The 17233-nt window shown below is 69.1% G+C and carries 15 protein-coding genes and 4 pseudogenes; 13 read left to right on the forward strand and 6 right to left on the reverse strand.

The window, feature by feature from the left end:
* The first annotated feature begins 39 nt into the window (after positions 1-39).
* Both ACZ79I_RS34145 and ACZ79I_RS34150 read left to right on the forward strand, forming a co-directional pair.
* Positions 40-780 carry a class I SAM-dependent methyltransferase gene (locus ACZ79I_RS34145; RefSeq protein WP_471502730.1) on the forward strand — a complete coding sequence of 247 codons (741 nt, stop codon included), beginning with the start codon at positions 40-42 and terminating at the stop codon, positions 778-780.
* A gap of 186 nt (positions 781-966) precedes the next feature.
* A protein-coding gene (locus ACZ79I_RS34150) for an IS5 family transposase (protein ID WP_471502732.1) occupies positions 967-1784 on the forward strand; the annotation gives its coding sequence in 2 pieces (ribosomal slippage) (positions 967-1318 and positions 1318-1784; 819 coding nt in all).
* Positions 1785-2089: 305 nt separating this feature from the next.
* Here ACZ79I_RS34150 and ACZ79I_RS34155 read toward each other — a convergent pair.
* Positions 2090-3188: pseudogene (locus tag ACZ79I_RS34155) on the reverse strand (integrase core domain-containing protein).
* A gap of 9 nt (positions 3189-3197) precedes the next feature.
* Positions 3198-3734 (reverse strand): phospholipase domain-containing protein, encoded by a 537-nt coding sequence (locus tag ACZ79I_RS34160; RefSeq protein WP_471505383.1) that lies wholly within the window; start codon positions 3732-3734, stop codon positions 3198-3200.
* 107 nt (positions 3735-3841) lie between these two features.
* Here ACZ79I_RS34160 and ACZ79I_RS34165 point away from each other — a divergent pair, with 107 nt between their 5' ends.
* The gene (locus ACZ79I_RS34165) at positions 3842-3988 is read left to right on the forward strand and encodes a hypothetical protein (RefSeq protein ID WP_471502734.1); all 147 of its coding nucleotides are present in this window, start codon (positions 3842-3844) and stop codon (positions 3986-3988) included.
* Positions 3989-4185: 197 nt separating this feature from the next.
* Here the strand turns inward: ACZ79I_RS34165 and ACZ79I_RS34170 are convergent, their stop codons facing one another.
* A complete protein-coding gene (locus ACZ79I_RS34170; protein WP_471502736.1) occupies positions 4186-6291 on the reverse strand; it encodes a PBS lyase in 2106 nt (701 codons plus the stop codon).
* Between the two features lie 145 nt (positions 6292-6436).
* On the opposite strand from ACZ79I_RS34170, the gene ACZ79I_RS34175 reads away from it, so the two are divergent.
* From ACZ79I_RS34175 to ACZ79I_RS34190, 4 genes and pseudogenes are all read left to right on the forward strand, one after another.
* On the forward strand, positions 6437-6688 hold the full coding sequence (locus tag ACZ79I_RS34175) for a hypothetical protein (RefSeq protein ID WP_471502738.1): 252 nt from the start codon (positions 6437-6439) through the stop codon (positions 6686-6688).
* A 124-nt stretch (positions 6689-6812) separates the two neighbouring features.
* On the forward strand, positions 6813-7856 hold the full coding sequence (locus tag ACZ79I_RS34180) for a hypothetical protein (RefSeq protein WP_471502740.1): 1044 nt from the start codon (positions 6813-6815) through the stop codon (positions 7854-7856).
* Between the two features lie 56 nt (positions 7857-7912).
* A pseudogene (locus tag ACZ79I_RS34185) lies at positions 7913-8014 on the forward strand (hypothetical protein); the annotation flags it as partial.
* 109 nt (positions 8015-8123) lie between these two features.
* Positions 8124-8651 (forward strand): annotated as a pseudogene (locus ACZ79I_RS34190) (GlxA family transcriptional regulator); the annotation flags it as partial.
* A 299-nt stretch (positions 8652-8950) separates the two neighbouring features.
* On the opposite strand, the gene ACZ79I_RS34195 reads toward ACZ79I_RS34190, so the two are convergent.
* Positions 8951-9598, reverse strand: coding sequence for a peroxiredoxin-like family protein (locus ACZ79I_RS34195; protein WP_471502742.1), 648 nt, complete (start codon positions 9596-9598; stop codon positions 8951-8953).
* 142 nt (positions 9599-9740) lie between these two features.
* On the opposite strand from ACZ79I_RS34195, the gene ACZ79I_RS34200 reads away from it, so the two are divergent.
* The 5 genes and pseudogenes from ACZ79I_RS34200 (at position 9741) to ACZ79I_RS34220 (ending at position 13464) form a co-directional block, all read left to right on the forward strand.
* Positions 9741-10355, forward strand: a complete 615-nt coding sequence (locus ACZ79I_RS34200) for a TetR/AcrR family transcriptional regulator (RefSeq protein ID WP_471502744.1) — start codon at positions 9741-9743, stop codon at positions 10353-10355.
* Between the two features lie 550 nt (positions 10356-10905).
* A pseudogene (locus ACZ79I_RS34205) lies at positions 10906-11475 on the forward strand (RHS repeat-associated core domain-containing protein); the annotation flags it as partial.
* A 45-nt stretch (positions 11476-11520) separates the two neighbouring features.
* Complete coding sequence (locus tag ACZ79I_RS34210) at positions 11521-12099, forward strand: DNA/RNA non-specific endonuclease (protein WP_471505385.1); 579 nt, start codon at positions 11521-11523, stop codon at positions 12097-12099.
* Between the two features lie 89 nt (positions 12100-12188).
* A complete protein-coding gene (locus ACZ79I_RS34215; RefSeq protein ID WP_471502746.1) occupies positions 12189-12731 on the forward strand; it encodes an SMI1/KNR4 family protein in 543 nt (180 codons plus the stop codon).
* Between the two features lie 316 nt (positions 12732-13047).
* Positions 13048-13464, forward strand: a complete 417-nt coding sequence (locus tag ACZ79I_RS34220; RefSeq protein ID WP_471502748.1) for a KR prefix domain-containing protein — start codon at positions 13048-13050, stop codon at positions 13462-13464.
* Here the strand turns inward: ACZ79I_RS34220 and ACZ79I_RS34225 are convergent.
* Both ACZ79I_RS34225 and ACZ79I_RS34230 read right to left on the reverse strand, forming a co-directional pair.
* Complete coding sequence (locus ACZ79I_RS34225) at positions 13394-14437, reverse strand: integrase core domain-containing protein (RefSeq protein WP_471502750.1); 1044 nt, start codon at positions 14435-14437, stop codon at positions 13394-13396. The genes ACZ79I_RS34220 and ACZ79I_RS34225 overlap by 71 nt on opposite strands.
* A gap of 211 nt (positions 14438-14648) precedes the next feature.
* The gene (locus ACZ79I_RS34230; RefSeq protein WP_471502752.1) at positions 14649-14948 is read right to left on the reverse strand and encodes a hypothetical protein; all 300 of its coding nucleotides are present in this window, start codon (positions 14946-14948) and stop codon (positions 14649-14651) included.
* A 467-nt stretch (positions 14949-15415) separates the two neighbouring features.
* On the opposite strand from ACZ79I_RS34230, the gene ACZ79I_RS34235 reads away from it, so the two are divergent.
* Positions 15416-17104: a sialidase family protein gene (locus tag ACZ79I_RS34235; RefSeq protein ID WP_471502754.1), complete on the forward strand. Its 1689-nt coding sequence runs from the start codon at positions 15416-15418 to the stop codon at positions 17102-17104.
* Positions 17105-17233 lie beyond the last annotated feature (129 nt).

Raw genomic sequence — 17233 nt, forward strand, 5'->3', positions numbered from 1 at the left:
GTGTTGACCGCCCCCGGCAGGCAGTGCTGGAGTCGGCACGTGGACAGCATCCCCGCCAACCGGCGGCTCTGGAACCAGATCAGCAGCGCCTACCAGCACGAGCACGACCCGCAAATCGGCGCCGCGCCCCGGCTGTGGGGCATGTACTCCATCCCCGACGCGCACCTGCACGCCCTGGGCGACGTCACCGGCAAGCGCGTCCTCGAACTCGGCTGCGGCGCCGGCCAGTGGTCCAGGGAGCTCGCCGCCGAGGGCGCCACCGTGGTCGGGCTCGACCTGTCCGAAGCCCAACTCGCCGCAGCGGTTTGCGCGATGGGAGCGGCCCGCTACCCGCTGGTGCAAGGCGCCGCCGAACAACTCCCCTTCGCCGCCGACAGCTTCGACCTGGTGTTCTGCGACTTCGGTGGGCTCAGCTGGGCGCCCCCGCACCTGGCCGTCCCGCAGGCCGCACGCGTCTTGTGCCGAGGCGGGCGCCTGGTGTTCAACGTCGCCAGCCCATGGTTCGAAGCTTGCTACGACGAAGCCGCCAGCCGCGTGACCACGACGCTGCAGCAGGACTACTTCGGGCTGAACACCATCGCCGAAGACGACGGCGCGACCAGCTATCAGCTCACCTACGGCGACTGGGTCAAGGTCCTGCGCGGCGCGGGTCTCGTCATCGACGACCTCATCGAGCCGCGGCCCGAACTCGGAATACCCAACGGCTACAACGAAACCGACCCACCCGACTGGGCACACCGCTGGCCGGCGGAACTGCTCTGGGTAACCCACAAACCGTAAGTTCCGCCGCGCCGAGAAGCGAAGGCATCCCCTCGCCGAGCAGGCCTAGGGCCAACCATGTGATCTTGCATCGCCGAAACCCTTCACGACCCGTCCACCGTCCCGGTGGACGGGTTGCCCCATAAGAGGTCCTAACAGAAGTTGTTGATCAAGTGACCCTCGGCTTGTCCGCTCGGTGGTCAGGGCGTGGGGAAGCGTCAGTCGCGGCCGTGGATCGTGTCGGACGAACTGTGGTCGCTGGTAGAGCCGTTGCTGCCCGAGCCGGGGCCGAAGCTGGTGGCGGGCCGGCCGCGAGTGCCGGATCGCCAGGCGTTGTGCGGGATCCTGTTCGTGCTGCACACCGGAATCCAGTGGGAGTACCTGCCCCAGGAACTGGGCTTCGGTTCGGGCATGACCTGCTGGCGGCGCCTGGCGGAGTGGAACGAGGCCGGTGTGTGGGACCAGTTGCATGTGGTGCTGCTGAAAGAGCTGCGGTCGGCGAAGAAACTCGACTGGTCGAGGGCGGTGATCGATTCCTCCCACGTCAGGGCGGCCCGCCGGGGCCCAAAAGCGGTCCCAGCCCGGTCGACCGAGCACGTCCGGGCAGCAAGCACCACGTCCTCACCGATGGGCAGGGCATCCGGCTCGCGGTGTCGCTGACCGGCGGCAACCGCAACGACGTCACCCAGCTGCTACCGCTACTGGACAAGGTCCCGGCTGTCGGCGGCGTCGTCGGCCGACCGCGGCGACGGCCGGACATGCTGTTCGCGGACCGTGGCTACGACCACGACAAGTACCGGCGGGTGCTCCGGAAACGCGGCATCCGTCCGGCGATCGCCGAACGCGGCCAGCCACACGGTTCTGGCCTGGGCATCTTCCGTTGGGTGGTCGAGAGGACGATCGCCTGGCTGCACGGCTTCCGTCGCCTGCGCATCCGCTGGGAACGACGCGACGACATCCACGAAGCCTTCCTCGGCCTCGCCACCTGCCTCATCACCTACCGACATGTGCGGCGGCTTTGTTAGGACCTCTAACAGCAAGACCCCGAACTCCCCGTCACAGACATGCAGTCTATGAATCGTCGCAGTTCAGAGCAGGTATCTGAGCTCCTGCGGTCGGTAAAGTGGACGGACCGCTGAATCCATATGCTGCCAAGCCACACCGGCGGCCTGAGGGCTATGAGACGCACCGGTTGCTGACGCCTCGGTGGGAGGCCGCTGAGCGGCGTCGGCTGGCTGAGTGGGGGCTGCCGAACAAGCCCGTGAAGCCGCTGCGTGTGTGGCTCAACCCGGATCACGGCTGCGGCTGCCGAAAACCTCATCCGTCGAGGTCAGGCGGCATGTTGGTACTCGTGGAGGATGCCGCCGAGTCGTTCGCGTCGTCGTATGTCGAGGTGGGTGATCTGCTCCGGATCGGTGATCGGCTTTGGCAACGGGGGGTGCGGGCGGGCGTTGGCGATGCCCTGATGCGGCCGGTGGGAGTTGTAGTCTCTTCGAACTTCCGTAGTGCATGGAGAAGGTGCCGCTGGTTCCAGATCAAGGTGCGGTCCGGCAGTTCGCGTCGGCAGGTTTGTACCCGGCGTTCCGTGATCGAGTTCATGCGCGGCATCCGCACGCCGCTGAGCATCACCTCGATCCCCCCGCATCGTTGAAGATGGTGTCGAACAGGGCGGGGAACTTCCCGTCGCGGTCCCGGATCAGGAACCTGGCCCGGCAGCCGGCGTCTTCGAGGTCCATGACGAGGTTCTTCGCGGCCTGCGTCACCCACGTGGCGGTGGGGTGCGCGGTGGCACCGAGTATCCGAATCCGGCGGCTGGCGTGCTCGATCACCGCGAACACATGCATACGTGCCCCGGACAGGGTGACCGTTTCCAGGACGTCGCATGCCGGCAGGGCGTCGGCCTGGGAGTGCAGGAAGTCCGCCCAGGTGCTGGAGGCCCGCTCGGGCGCCGGGTCGATCTCGGCCTCCTTCAGGATCTCCCAGACAGTGGAGGCCGCGACCTGGATCCTGAGAACGAGGAGTTCGCCATGGATGCGGCGATAGCCCCAGCTGGGATTCTCCCGGGCGAATCGGAGGGCCAGGGCGCGGATGGAGTGCGCGGTCCGCGGTCTTCCCGGGCGCTTGGACTGTGAGGCGGCAGCGTGGCGGCGTGCGACCAGATCGCGGTGCTGGCGCAGCACCGTGTCCGGCCGCACCAACAGCCGCACCCGGCGCAGCACCTCCGCCGGAAGCCGGTTCAGCAACGCCGTCAGGAACGCCCGATCGCTCGTTGTGAACCGCACCTTTTCCTCGCCGAGTTGGCGCCGCAGGACCGTGATCTGGTGACGCAGGGCGAGGATCTCGGCGTCCTTGTCCTGGTCGCTCATCGGCAACAGACGCAGCAGGGCGAACGCGTTCGTCACGGTGAGGTAGGCCAGTCGCAGCAGCACGACGGACCATCATGCCGGGGCAGTCACCAGCCGTACGAGACGCCCCATTCCGAGCACCCGAGTCCCCGACCCCGCGCACCCCCCGCCAGGGCTACCACCAGGCCGGATGAGATTTTCGGCAGGGGCAGGGTTGGAGCACACGACCTTCACATGGCCGGCGGCGGGGTGCTCGGCAACGTACGCCTCGATGGCCACGTCGGTGCCGCGCAGCTCCCACACGGACCAGCCCGGGCCGTGGACCCGCAGGTCGTAGCCGTCGGCACCGTACTCCACTATGTGGTCGTCGTTGTCGGAGGCGGGGACCGTCCAGGCGTACGGAGCGGTGCCGTCGCCCGGGGACGCGGTGAACGTGGCCGCGGTGCCGCCCTTGTTGCCGAGCCGGAGGCGGATGCCGGAGCGGGTGACATCGTGCGCAGCGACAAACGGTACGGGGAGGGATGCGTCGGGCGCGTGCCGGCCTCCTGCTCCGGGAGCGACCGGTTCACCGGTGGCATGGATGCCAGCGGCCGACCGCCGGCGGCACCGGCCCGGGCTGCTCCGCCTCAGGCTGCCGGTAGGCGTGGTCGAAGGCCGAGGTCAGGTCGCCGAAGACGCCGCGGCGCCAGGCACTGGTGTTGGGCTCGTGGACGCCGGTCCACTTCTCCAGGAACCGGATGACGCTGCAGGACAGTCAGCTGATGCCGCAGCGTGAGTATCTCGATGTCCTTGTCGACACCGCTCATCGGCAGCAGCCGTATGAAGGCGAACACACTCGACACGGCGAGATAGGGCAGTCGCAGCAGCACGATCGATCAGCCTGACACGCCTGTCCAGCAGCCAACGACCGTTCGCGAGAATCTGCACGTCACAGGCCATGGATGGGGTTTTCGGCACCCGCAGGTCCTGAGCCTGTATCTGTGCCGCTCGTCGTTCTCGCGCCTCGAACACGAGACGAAGCGGAACTACACCCCGTGGGCATGCCGCCGAGCTCGGCGGTGCCGCGGCAACGGCACGCAGCTCATCCCTGGTGTCCCGGACCGACCTGCCCGTCTATTGCATCGACGGCGGTACGGCATCTCCGCAGCAGGGTCTCGTCTGCATCGATGTCGTGGCCGCCGTAAGAGCCGGCAGCACTGTTGTGCCGCCGCGCCGCGGCCAGTTCGGCGCGGAGCGCGGGCAGGGCGGGTGCGGCGGCAGGGCCGGCGTCCGCAAGGCAGGTGGCGATCACGGCGCGTGTGTACGGGTACCGCGTCCAGGCGCCGAGCAGCGTCGGCAGCACCGCCTCGGCGTCGCCCGTGATGTGCCAGAGCGCGACGGCGCACTCGACCCGCAGCCACAGGTCGTCGTCTGCGAGCATCCGGCGCAGATGTCCCGCGGTCCTCGCCGCCGCCGGGCCGAGGCGGCCGATCAGACGGACGGCGGGACGCCGCTCATGGGGGCTTCTGCGGCGCAGTTGCGAGCGCAGCACCGGTAGGACACCGTCCGCGCCGGGCTCGACGGACCACAGGGCAGCGGCCGCCGCCAGGGCGATTCCGGCGTCGCCGGACTGGAGGAGGGGACGCAGGTCCGAGGCGGCGTCGGAGGCTGCCGGGCCGAACCGCTCCAGAGTGCCCAGTACCTCGGGCACCACCCGCCACTGCTGGGCCCGCACCGAGCCGCGCAGCAGGCGCAGTATCTGCGGGAGGGCCTCGGTGCCACCGACCGCGCCGAGCCCGATCAGCAGCGGGGCCGCCTCTTCATACAGCGTGGCCGACTCAGGACGCACCTCCCCAAGCCGGTCGCGCAGGTGCGGCACCAGCGACGCGGCCGGCGGGCCCAGGTGTGCAAGGAGGTAGGGCACCTCCCGCGGGATCTCCGGCTGGTCCAGGGCGGCCGTGAGGCAGGGCAGGACCCGCGGATCGCCAAGCCGCGCGAGGGTCTTCGCCATGGAGCGAAGCGCGGACTGCTCGGGTGTGTGGTCACCGCTCCACAGGTCGGGTGCGGCCGCCACCTGATCGGCAAGGGCGTCGGCGGCGGGCGCGGCGAGCTCGAAGAGGTCCTCGAGCACCGCCGACGCGGCGTGCCGCAGCCCCCGTTCACTCTCGCCGAGTTGCTGCCCGAGCAGCGCGGCCAGTTCCTCGTACGATCCCCGCCAGCCCCGGACCAGGCTGTCGGTCTGCCATACCGCGTCGACGCGCCGGCCGCGGTCGGCGGAGCGCAACTGGTCGCTCAGCAGTGAGGTCCGCTCGTGGACCCGGTCGCCGAGTGCCGTGTGCAGGGTGCGCAGCAGGCCGTCCGTCCAGGCGTCGGCGCGGCCGTCCCGGTACGGGGCCCGGAGTTCCCGCAGCCGCCCGATCAGGGTGGGTGTGGCGGGACGGCGGATAGGAGCGGCCGTGTCGGCAGCGGCCGTGGTGCCGATGTCATCGAGCAGCGCGATTACGGTCGGGACGAGGGGGTCCGGCAGTTCCGCCGGGGCGCAGCGGGCGAGTTGGGCAAGTGCGGCCAGACGCAGCTCCGGGGCGGCGGCACCGGCGAACAGGCCGGCCAGCCAGCGGACGGCGTCGGGGCTGGTCCGCGCATGGCGGACGGCCAGGGTGCCGCCGGCCGCGACGAGAGCAAGGCGGGCCTCCGGGTCCGACTCGTCCGGCAGCCGCTCTCGCACCAGCGCGAGGACGCGGGCCGGGTCACGGCCCACACCGGCCAGTGTGCCCGGCACGGCTCGCCTGACCTCGGGATCGGGATCGGCCAGCAGTTCGACGAGCTCCTCCGCGCGGTCGCGGACCATGGTGTGCGCCTGGAGGTGGTCGGCCCGCCGAACGGTGTCCGCTTCGTCCTCGCCCTCGTACCCGGGTGCGTCGTCGGAACCGTGGTCCGCGCCCCCGATGCCGGCGAGCAGCTCGACGACCGGCCCGCGATCAGGCCGCGCTCGGTCGGTGAGGAACTCGAACAGGAACGGTATACAGGCGATCGTCGAGTCGTAGACATCCCCCTGGTGGTGCACAGCGCCGTAGAGCGCGTCCAGGGCGACCTCGCGCTCGGCAGCGTCCTGCGACGCGAGCCCGGTCAGCATGTCGGGCACATCCCGGGCCGACCCGTAGGCGTGCCGCAGTGCCGCCCAGTCGATGTCGTGCAGTCCGGTGAACATGGCACCCCTCCACGGTGAGTCGCGGCCCACAGTCTGCACCACACCACCGGCACCCCGACCCGTCCAGACCTCGCCAGCCAGATATATCCCACGGTCACTCGGGATGGCGTCCCTTGTCGTGCTCCAGAGGGGATGTGTCAGCACGTTGGGCCTTCGGCAGGGCACCGGCCGGACCGGCTCCTGCTACGACAACGCCGCGGCGGAAAGCTTCTGGGCTGTCCTGAAGGAGGAGATCGGCACCCGAATCTGGCCAGACCGGGCCACCGTCCGCGCCGAGGTCTTCACCTTCATCGAGACCTTCTACAACCGGCGCCGCCTGCGCAAACTCCCCGTCTTCGGGTATCTCACACCCCACGCGCGTCAGCGGTTCCGCAACGATCAGACACTCGCAGCGTAAGACGAGAGCGTCCAAGATCACGGGGAAACCTCAAGGACGACCGGCCCCTGGTATGAGGACGATCGGCAGTGGTTGCGGACCGCAACTGAACTCATCCTGAACAGGAGCGAGAGGAGGCCGTCACATGACTGGCGCACCGTCCGAACCTGATCTGCGCGATCAGCTCGCGCGCTGGGTGGCTGAAGGACTGATCAATTCCGAGCAGGCGTCTCGGATCGAAGCCACCGAGGCTGCGCGCGCCGAATCCGCACCCACACCGACCTCGGCGCATGGCGGCCGCCAAGCGGACGGTGGACGGCCTGCGGCACCGCCCCTTGCGGCTGCCGAAGCCGGCGATGCGGGCAGTCGCGTGCCTCTGATCGTTGAGGCGCTCGGCTATCTCGGCGGCGCCATGGCGATCATCGCCGGGTTCATCGCCGTGACCCAGCTCTGGCCGGACATCCCGGCCGGCGCAGAGGCGGCCTTCGCTGCTGTGGCGAGCGTGCTGCTCGGCATCGTTGGTGCTGTCGTGCGCACCGATGGCCATCCCGCGCTCGAGCGGCTGGAGAGCGTACTGTGGTTGATGTCCACCGCGTGCCTGGGGGCTTTCGCGGGTGTGCTCGGTACCCGCATCTGGCACTTCTCCGCCAGCAGCGCGGCCCTGTCGGTGGCGGCCGTGACAACGGTCTACGCCGTGGTGCTGTGGCTGCAGACGCGGGCGCTGCTTCAGCATCTGGCCATGTTCGCCGGGGCGGCGATGACGCTCGGCGCCGGCATCGCCCGTCTCGATCAAGACATGCCAATCTGGGGGTCTGGCCTCGGTGTCTGGGTCCTGTCGGCAGTGTGGGGTGGTGCGGTGTACCGCGGCCACATCCGGCCTCGCACCGCTGGGTATCTCGCCGCCGCGGTCGGATTGTTGGTCGGTGCCCAGATGATGATGGACATTGCGGCAGGACACGTGGTTGCCCTCACCACCGTCGCCACCCTGCTGGCAGGCGGGGTGGTACTACGCAGAGTGTGGCTGCTCGCCATCGGCGCGTACAGTGTCATCCAGGTGGTGCCCCAGACAGCTGAGCGGTACCTCCCGAACTCGCTCGCCGCTCCGCTCGCCATCTTCACCGCTGGCCTCGTCTTGCTCGGAGTTGCGCTCTTGCTTGCGCAATGGGGCAAGTTTCCAAAGTCAGGCTGATCCCTTGAAGTGGACACCCTGACAATGGATCGTGATGGTCCAGGGGGGATGTCCAGGTGGGACGCCGGTCTCCGTACCCGGAGGAGTTCCGGAGGGACGCCGTCGCGCTGTATCGCGCGGGCGGCGGCAAGCGCACGTATGCGGCCGTGGCCGCCGAGCTCGGGATCACCGGGGAGACACTGCGCACATGGGTCCGCGAGGACACTGGGGCGAACGTGTCGGCCGTCCGGGGCGGGAGCCCGGAGAGTCAGGCCGATGAGCTGGCAGGTGGATCCGGACGTGCTCTTCGTGGACCACGGAGACGTGGCGACCAGCGCCGGGACCGGCGCGGGCATCGACCTGTGCCACCTGGTGCGTACCGACCACGGCGCGGCGTACGCCGCCCAGATCGCCCGGCGCATGGTCCTGCCGCCGCACCGGGAGGGCAGCCAACTCCAGTACGCCGCACAGCCCGCACCGGCCAGGGCGGACGAGTCGTTGGCGCCACTGCTGGAGTGGGCCGCCTCCCACCTCGACACCCGGCTGACCCTCGACCGCCTCGCCGAACGTGCCGGGCTGTCCGGCCGAACCCTCGCCCGGCGGTTCACCGGACAGCTCGGCACCAGCCCGGGACAGTGGCTGCTCGGCCGGCGCCGTGATGCGGCCCGGATACTGCTGGAGCAGACTGACCTTCCGGTGGAAGCCATCGCCACCCGGGTCGGACTCTCCTCGGCGGTCAACCTGCGTCGCCGTTTCCGGGTGCATCTCGGCACCACACCCGGCGCTTACCGGCGGACCTTCAGCGAAACCTGCTGATGCGGCAGGGCGTTCCTGCACGCGCGTGCGGGCGAGCGTGGCGCGGGCGCAACGGGAGCAGTGGCCGGCGGCCGGATCTCATGACGTGTCATGCCGGCCATGCTGCTGCGCGGCTTCGTGTACGACCCCGACCGCTTCGGGGCCTCTCCGGGTTGATTCTGCGGACGCAAGGTGACCCAGCCCGAACCATGGCGGCCCTTCATGACTGGTCGCTCGTGAAACACCCACCCGCCCTGCAGTCCACCTGCGACGATCATGTCTCATGAGTCGTTGCAGACGACTGGACGCCTGAAACGCCCTCAGCGCGGGGCGCCGAGGGCGGCGAGGATGTCGGCCGGTTCGGCGCGGGTGGTGTAGTCGGTGGTGACGAAGGCCCAGCGGATGGTGCCAGCGCGGTCGATGACATAGGTGGCGGGCAGTGGGAGTGTGCGCGGGTGGCCGTCGTTCACGCGCTGGAGGTCGAAGCCGAGGCGGTCGTAGACGGCGGCGAGGTCGTCGGGCAGGTCGAAGGCGAGGCCGTACTGCTTGGCCGTGTCGGAGCCGATGTCGCTGAGGACGTCGAAGGCGAGTCCGTGCTTCTCGACGAGGGAGAGGGACTCGTCGGGGATTTGCGGGGAGACGGCCACGAGGCGGGCGCCCCGCGCGGCGATGTCGGTGTGGTGGCGCTGCAGGGCTCGCAGGGCGATGTTGCAGTACGGGCACCAGGCGCCGCGGTAGAAGGTCAGTACGACCGGGCCCAGGGTGAGCAGGTCGTCCAGGGCGAGGGTCTGTCCGGTCGCGGTCGGGAGGGCGAAGCGCGGGGCCTGGTCGCCGGCGGTCAGGGCGGTGTCGGCCTGGCCGGAGTCGGTGAGTTCCCGGGCGGCCCGCTGCATGACCGCCCGTACTTCGGAGGGGATCTGCTGCTGTCGGGACGCGTAGAAGGCGCGCAGTTCGGCGTTGAGGCTCATGGGTGGGAACTCCTTCGGTGCGGCAGGTCAAGACGTGGAGCAGAACTTGGAACGCTCGTTTCAAGATAGCGGGGCAATCGAGCCTCGGGTAGGGCGGTACGCGATATCTTGGAACCCGCATTCCAAGTTGGCGGGGTGAGGCATGCCGGACATCAAGCACTTCGATACCGAAGCGACGCTGGACACCGTGATGCGCCTGTTCTGGCAGCGGGGCGTGGCCTCGACCGGCATCCAGGACGTCGTCACCGCGACCGGACTCAACCGCTCCAGCCTGTATGCCACGTTCGGCGGGAAGCAGGAGCTCTACCTCGCCGCCCTGCGGCGCTACGTCGAGCAGCGCTCCCGGCCCCTGCTGCGCCGCCTGGCGGAGGACGAACGAGGGCTGCCCGCCGTCTCGGAATTCTTCGGCGGCCTGATCGAGGCGCGCTGCCACGGGGAGTACGCCGGGTGGGGCTGCATGGTCTCCAACGCGCACGCCGGGGCGGAGAACGGTGCCGACGAGGTGCGCGCGATCCTCGACGGTCATCACCGGGAACTGCGGCAGGCGATGCGCGCGGCCCTGACGGCCGCCGAGGCGCTGCGGCAACTCGCCCCTGGCGTCGACGTCGAGGCTGCCGCCGATCTGCTGGCCCTGCTCGCCTACGGCGTGAACCTGCGTTCGCGAGCCGGAGCCGATTCCGCGAGTCTGACAAGGACCATGGCTGCTGTTCTGGACTCCCTCGCCGCGCGGAACGCCGGCCGCGCGACCGGGAGCTGAAGGCAACGGCGAAAGCCCGAAGGCGGCTCGACCGTCGCGCGGATTCGACGGCGGGCCGTCCGGCCGAGGAATGGCGGCCCGTCCGCGCGGCTCGTACCGGTACTCGATCGACCGCAGCTCAACGGACTCCAGACGCAGACGTACGACACCTTCGGGCGACCGCTGGTCAAGACGCTGCCGAAGGACCAGGCAGCGGGCGTTCTCATCACCACGCCTGCCCCGGAGTACGACGCCAACGACAACATCACCACCTGGACGGCGCCCAACGGCGCGGTGTCGACTGCGGTGTACGACTCCGGGGACCAGATGGTCTCGTCGACGGACCCGAAGGACACGACGACCGGTCCGGAGCGCAGGCACCGGACCGTTTCGATCACCGACGCCCTGGGCAAGACCAGCTGGCGTACCTATGACAAGGACTCGCTCGTCGTTGCCGGCAAGGACGCCGAGAACAACGAGACCCTGATCACCTACGACGAGCGGGGCAAGCAGACCGAGGTCAGGGTTCCGCACCAGGGCACCAGCCCCGGCATCACCTACCGGATGACCAACCTTCGACCCGCTCGACCGCACCCTGTCCAAGACTGCCGACGGCAAGAGCACGAACTTCGAATACCTGGGACTGTCCAGCGAGGTCCTGGACGAGAAGGTCGCCGGCCAGCTGTCGAAGTCGTACCAGTACAGCCCGTGGGGCGAGCGTCTGTCCCAGGTCAAGCACAACACCGACGGCACGACCGAGGACAGCTACTACAGCTACAACGGTCACACCGACGTCGACGCGCTGACTGACAAGAACGGTGACACCAAGGCCACGTACGGCTACACCGCCTACGGAAGCGACGACACCTCCGAGTTCACCGGCATCGACAAGCCCGACGCCCAGAACCCCACCAAGGAGGACTACAACCCGTACCGCTACAACGGCAAGCGCTGGGACGCCCAGTCCGGTACCTACGATATGGGCTTCCGCGACTACGACCCGGGCCTCAACCGCTTCACCACCCGGGACATGTACGCCGGCGCGCTGTCCGACATGGGTCTCGGTGCCGACCCGTTCACCGGAAACCGCTACGCCTTCGGTGGCGGCAACCCGGTGAGCAACGTCGAACTGGACGGCCACTTCTTCCTCGTCGACGATCTGGCCGAAGCCACCGCCGTGGTCCTCGTGGTCGCCACGGTCGCGGCCTACGCGTACGCGACCGACCAGGACGTGCAGACCGCCGTCAACGACGCCTTCGACTCGATCACGTCGAGTCTCCAGGGCCTCTTCAGCAACGACGACCCGGAGCCGGAGCCGGCTGCCCGGCCGCGTCCCGGACCACTGCCCGGGGGCGACTCGGACACGGACAACAAGAAGCGGTGTGAGTCCGAGCCGAAGTCGTCCCGATTCCAGTACCAGCCGCTGGACGGGGCGGGCCGCGCCCAAGGGGCCACCGCGCTGATCTGCCCGAGCGATCTCAAGGCCCCGCTCGCGGACCGGGACACCGGCTCGGTGAACGTGTACGGGTTCCCGGACCCCGCGCAGAACACTCCCAGGTCGGGGAGGGGGAACACCTTCGACCACACGCACATCGTGGGCGACAAGGTGGGCGGCGACTGGGTGAACGAAAACCTGTTCACCGGGTTCTCGCGCATGAACAAGAGCGGCATGCGGCGTTGCGAGATCAAGATGGAGAAGCAGCTCGCGGCCCAGAAGTGGGTCATGTATACCGGCAAGGTCAACTACAGCCACACCACGGGATAAGCGGACAGCATCACCATGTCCGCTTACACCGAGGACGGAGTGTTGTTCAACAACGTCGTGGTTGAGTTCAGCCCGGATTGGCAGACGACATGCTGAGGGTCGAAGAGCTGGAGGCCGTGCTTCCGTCGATGACACGGTGGCGTGTTCCTGGGGGGCGCAGCGTGGACTGGGCCTCCCTCGAGGCGGGCCTGGGGACGGCGCTGCCCTCGGACTTCCGCTCTCTGGCGGAGGCGTACCCGGTGCTGGTCATCGACGACTTCCTGAGCGTGTCCGTTCCCGTGCCCGGCACCGAGGCGTCATGGGCGTCAGAGGCCAGGGAGGACGAGATCCTTCAGGATCTGTACGAGATGGGCGACACCGAGGACTACGTTCCCTACCCGCAGCCCGGTGGCCTGATCTCCTGGGCGCAGTCCAATTCGGGGGACGTCTTCTACTGGAAGACGAGCCCCGCGGACCCGGACGCATGGCCGGTGGTCGTCCGCGGAGACAACGGCGACTGGTCGGAGTTCCCGGTCGGTGCCGTCGAGTTCCTGGCCGGTGTGTACGGGCGCACCATCCACGTGGGGGGCATGCCTGGGGACTTCCCCAGCGACTACCCGCAGGTGCTGGGCCTGAGCGACCGCATCGACTGATCGGCAACTGATCCGCAGGCACTTGTGGACAGCGATCGCCCCCAGGGTGCCTGGGGGCGATCGTCATATTGAGCGGGAACGGTTGAGTTGTCTGCTCGTCGGGGCGTGATCGAGGTTGAGGACGCGCGTCGGCTGCACCCTGCCATGCGTGTGGGGCTCGGAAAGTCGTCGCTGCAGGTCAGGCCGAGTATCGGTACTCATTGATGACACCGCCGAGGATGCGGGTGCGTAGGAGCCTGCGGCCTTCGAGTTCCTGCACGGTGATGGGCTGCTGGTCGGCGCCCGGGGGTCGTTGGTTGCGGGCCCGGTGGGCCCGGTGGGGGCGGTGGTCGGGCAGGGCCGCCTCGACCCTGCGCGCTGGACGAGCGTGCTGGTCTGGCGACGGGCGCCGCACACGGCGGGCACGCCGGCCCGGCCGGGTACCTGGCTGATGCTGCCCGACGAGGCGGGGCTCGCCGCGAGTCTGGTGCCGTTGCTTGAGGCCTGCGGCCACACGACGGTCACCGTCGCGGCCCACGAGAGCGGCGTCGGCAGGGTGCGGCCCGATGATCACATCGTGGGCGCACGCGGCGTCGGCAGCGACGATCCCGACGGCGAGGGCGCCCTGTCCGCGCTGTACGACGCGGTGGGCCTGCGGCTGCCCAAAACCTCATCCGTCGAGGTCAGGCGGCATGTTGGTACTCGTGGAGGATGCCGCCGAGTCGTTCGCGTCGTCGTATGTCGAGGTGGGTGATCTGCTCCGGATCGGTGATCGGCTTTGGCGACGGGGGGTGCGGGCGGGCGTTGGCGATGCCCTGATGCGGCCGGTGGGAGTTGTAGTGCTCTTCGAACTTCCGTAGTGCATGGAGAAGGTGCCGCTGGTTCCAGATCAAGGTGCGGTCCGGCAGTTCGCGTCGGCAGGTTTGTACCCAGCGTTCCGTGACCGAGTTCATGCGCGGCATCCGCACGCCGCTGAGCATCACCTCGATCCCCGCATCGTTGAAGATGGTGTCGAACAGGGCGGAAAACTTCCCGTCGCGGTCCCGGATCAGGAACCTGGCCCGGCAGCCGGCGTCTTCGAGGTCCATGACGAGGTTCTTCGCGGCCTGTGTCACCCACGTGGCGGTGGGGTGCGCGGTGGCACCGAGTATCCGAATCCGGCGGCTGGCGTGCTCGATCACCGCGAACACATACATACGTGCCCCGGACAGGGTGACCGTTTCCAGGACGTCGCATGCCGGCAGGGCGTCGGCCTGGGAGTGCAGGAAGTCCGCCCAGGTGCTGGAGGCCCGCTCGGGCGCCGGGTCGATCTCGGCCTCCTTCAGGATCTCCCAGACAGTGGAGGCCGCGACCTGGATCCTGAGAACGAGGAGTTCGCCATGGATGCGGCGATAGCCCCAGCTGGGATTCTCCCGGGCGAATCGGAGGGCCAGGGCGCGGATGGAGTGCGCGGTCCGCGGTCTTCCAGGGCGCTTGGGCCGTGAGGCGGCAGCGTGGCGGCGTGCGACCAGATCGCGGTGCCGGCGCAGCACCGTGTCCGGCCGCACCAACAGCCGCACCCGGCGCAGCGCCTCCGCCGGAAGCCGGTTCAGCAACGCCGTCAGGAACGCCCGATCGCTCGTTGTGAACCGCACCTTTTCCTCGCCGAGTTGGCGCCGCAGGACCGTGATCTGGTGACGCAGGGCGAACGCGTTCGTCACGGTGAGGTAGGCCAGTCGCAGCAGCACGACGGACCATCATGCCGGGGCAGTCACCAGCCGTACGAGACGCCCCATTCCGAGCACCCGAGTCCCCGACCCCGCGCACCCCCGCCAGGGCTACCACCAGGCCGGATGAGATTTTCGGCAGGGGGCACGGTCAGCCGGCACGCGGCCGTAATGCCCAGCTCGCCCTCGACACCGGTGAAGGCGTCATCCACCACCGGGTCGGCGGCAGACTTCAGTCCGCGCCCTCGGAGATCATTTCCAAGAGCGCGGAGGCTCTTCCCATAACCTCCAACGCGGCCTTGTTCCGGGCCAGTTCCTTCTCCAGCCGTTCCACCTGGCGGCGCAGTTTCTCGTTCTCCGCCTCGGCGGCCGACTTCTTCGGCCTCGCCGGGCTGGTGCGCTTGTCGACCAGCTTCTCCAGGGCCCCGGCATCCTGCGCGGCCCGCCACTCCTTCACGTGCGAGTGGTACAGCCGCTCGCGGCGCAGGATCGCGCCCTTCTCGTTCTTCGGTGCGGCGTCGTACTCGGCCACGATCCGCAGCTTGTACTCGGGGCTGAAAGTGCGGCGCTTGGGCCGGGGAACCGGGTCGGATCCGACGGGCTTGGTCTGGTCATGAGGGGGTGGTTCTCCTGTCTGCCCTCTCAGACTATCGGGGTCTTCCGCCTCAGCGGGAACGTGCACTGGGTAACGGCGCATGCCAGCCGGTGAACGATGTCGGAAAGCCGTGTGCGGGAGAACCGCATGCACGGTTTGAAGCGGCGGGGGCTGGAAACGGAGCGTCAAGCGCCACCGCGCCAGTCCCCGACCCTACCTAAATTCGGGGGTCCGCATCACGGTCCTCGCCGCGAGGCGCTGGGCCTCCCCTCCCGCGCGCCGGGCACGCGCTGTGCCCTATGGACGTGCGCCCCCTGAATCACTAGCGTCGCTATCCCACCCCCCTCCAAGTGACGTGCATCGGCAAGGGATTGAGCCGATGCTTCATCCGTACGAGGAGAGCCATGTCGCGAAGATGGCCGAGCCGACTGACCATGTCGGCGGCCGCCGGTCTGCTGGTCCTACCCCTGGCAAGTCCGGCGGGGGCCGTGTCCGCCACCGATGTGCAGGCGAACAAGCCGCAGGTGGCCGGGGATCCGACGAGCGACACGACCGCGGTGTTCCCCACCAACAAGCAGAACGAAACCACCGTTGCAGTCAACCCGCTCGACAGCCGGTACCTCATCGCCGGTGCCAACGACGAGCAGCGGCAGCCCGCGTGCGGACCCGGCGAGGTCCGCGGCCCGGACGCCGCGCCCAGTGACTGTTCCTTCTTCCCGGGCGTGGGTACCTCCGGGATCTACACCTCAAGCGACGGTGGCCAGACCTGGACCAACCGGGGGCTGCTCGACGACCAGCCGTCCTGGATGGCCTCGGACCTGGTCTCCGACGGCGACCCGGTCATCAGTTTCGGACCGAAGCCGCAGCCCGACGGAACCTTCAGCTACCAGCACGGTGCCCGCGCCTACTACTCGACCCTGGCCTCGTACAAGCCGGGCCGCAGCCCCTACCCGCCCAACAAGGCACCGGAGCTGCTCGCGGTCTCGTACTCCGACGACAACGGACGCACCTGGAGCGCCCCGACCGTCGCCACGGTCAAGGACAATCCGAACGACTTCAACGACAAGGAATGGGTGACCGTCGACGCCTCGCCGACCAGCCCGTACTTCGGCAGGGTCTATCTGACCTGGACGGAGTTCCGGGCGCTGGGCACGTCGGAGCCTGTCATGGTGTCGGTTTCGCGTGACGGCGGCAACTCCTTCTCGCTGCCCAAGCAGCTCTCGCCAGCCGGGAACAACGGGACCGGCAACGGCCGCCAGGGCTCCATGCCCACCGTCGGCCCCGACGGCACGGTGTATGTCGGTTGGGAGCAGGGGGCCGAGCAGCTTGTCTCCGTCTCCCACGACGGGGGCGCCGGCTGGAGCCGTCCGGTGTCCGCCGGTGCGGTGGCCGATATCCCGGACCCGCTCCCGGGTTCCAACTTCCGTACCAACAGTTTCCTTTCGATCGCAGCCGACCCGCGGGAGGGGTCGACGACGGTCTGGGCGGCCTGGGTGAACAGGACGGCGGGCGGCGGCCGTACGGTCGTCGTGCACTCCGACGACCGCGGCAGGACCTGGTCGGCGCCGCAGACCGTGTCCACGGCGGCCGAGGGGTACGCCTTCTACCAGGGCATCGATGTGGCGCCCAACGGCCGGGTGGACGTGGCCTACCAGGCGCAGGTCGCGAAGAACCCGGCCACCTATGGAACCGGCAACGCGGCCATCGACGCCTGGTACACCGCCAAGCCGGACGGCGGCTCCTGGAGCAAGCCGGTCAAGGTCTCCACCGCCTCGACCGACCCGGCCGTCAGCGCCCAGAACAACCTCGTCCGCCAGTTCATGGGCGACTACAACACCCTGGTGTCCACCAGCGACAAGGCGTGGTTCATCACCACGGACGCCAGAAACGGCGCCGGCTGCCCCGCCGTCGACGCCTACCAGCACGCGATCGACGGCACCACGGTGGTGCGCGGTGACATGAAGGACCGCATCGCCACCCGCCTCGGACAGGACCCGTACGCGACCGACCCGGCGACCAAGCCGGCGCCGCCGCTGGTCTGCCCGAAGCAGTTCGGAAACACCGACGCCTATGTGAGTGTGATCACTCCGTAGCGTCGGACGCGCGGCGCGGCGACGGGGTGCGGCCTGGTCCGCGCCCCGTCGTGCCCCTGCAGCGGCTGCCGCGCCCCGTCCCGGGTGAGAGGCAGGAGGTCTCCACGACCTCCGCTCCCGCCTCCCGGC

The sequence above is a fragment of the Streptomyces sp. PSU-S4-23 genome, assembly GCF_055632315.1.

What these genes read in the sequence shown, in the direction of transcription:
- ACZ79I_RS34165 (WP_471502734.1), top strand. Translation starts at nt 3,842, where the DNA reads ATGACGCTGCAGGACAGTCAGCTGATGCCGCAGCGTGAGTATCTCGAT.
- ACZ79I_RS34170 (WP_471502736.1), bottom strand. Translation starts at nt 6,291, where the DNA reads ATGTTCACCGGACTGCACGACATCGACTGGGCGGCACTGCGGCACGCC.
- ACZ79I_RS34180 (WP_471502740.1), top strand. Translation starts at nt 6,813, where the DNA reads ATGACTGGCGCACCGTCCGAACCTGATCTGCGCGATCAGCTCGCGCGC.
- ACZ79I_RS34195 (WP_471502742.1), bottom strand. Translation starts at nt 9,598, where the DNA reads ATGAGCCTCAACGCCGAACTGCGCGCCTTCTACGCGTCCCGACAGCAG.
- ACZ79I_RS34200 (WP_471502744.1), top strand. Translation starts at nt 9,741, where the DNA reads ATGCCGGACATCAAGCACTTCGATACCGAAGCGACGCTGGACACCGTG.
- ACZ79I_RS34215 (WP_471502746.1), top strand. Translation starts at nt 12,189, where the DNA reads ATGCTGAGGGTCGAAGAGCTGGAGGCCGTGCTTCCGTCGATGACACGG.
- ACZ79I_RS34235 (WP_471502754.1), top strand. Translation starts at nt 15,416, where the DNA reads ATGTCGCGAAGATGGCCGAGCCGACTGACCATGTCGGCGGCCGCCGGT.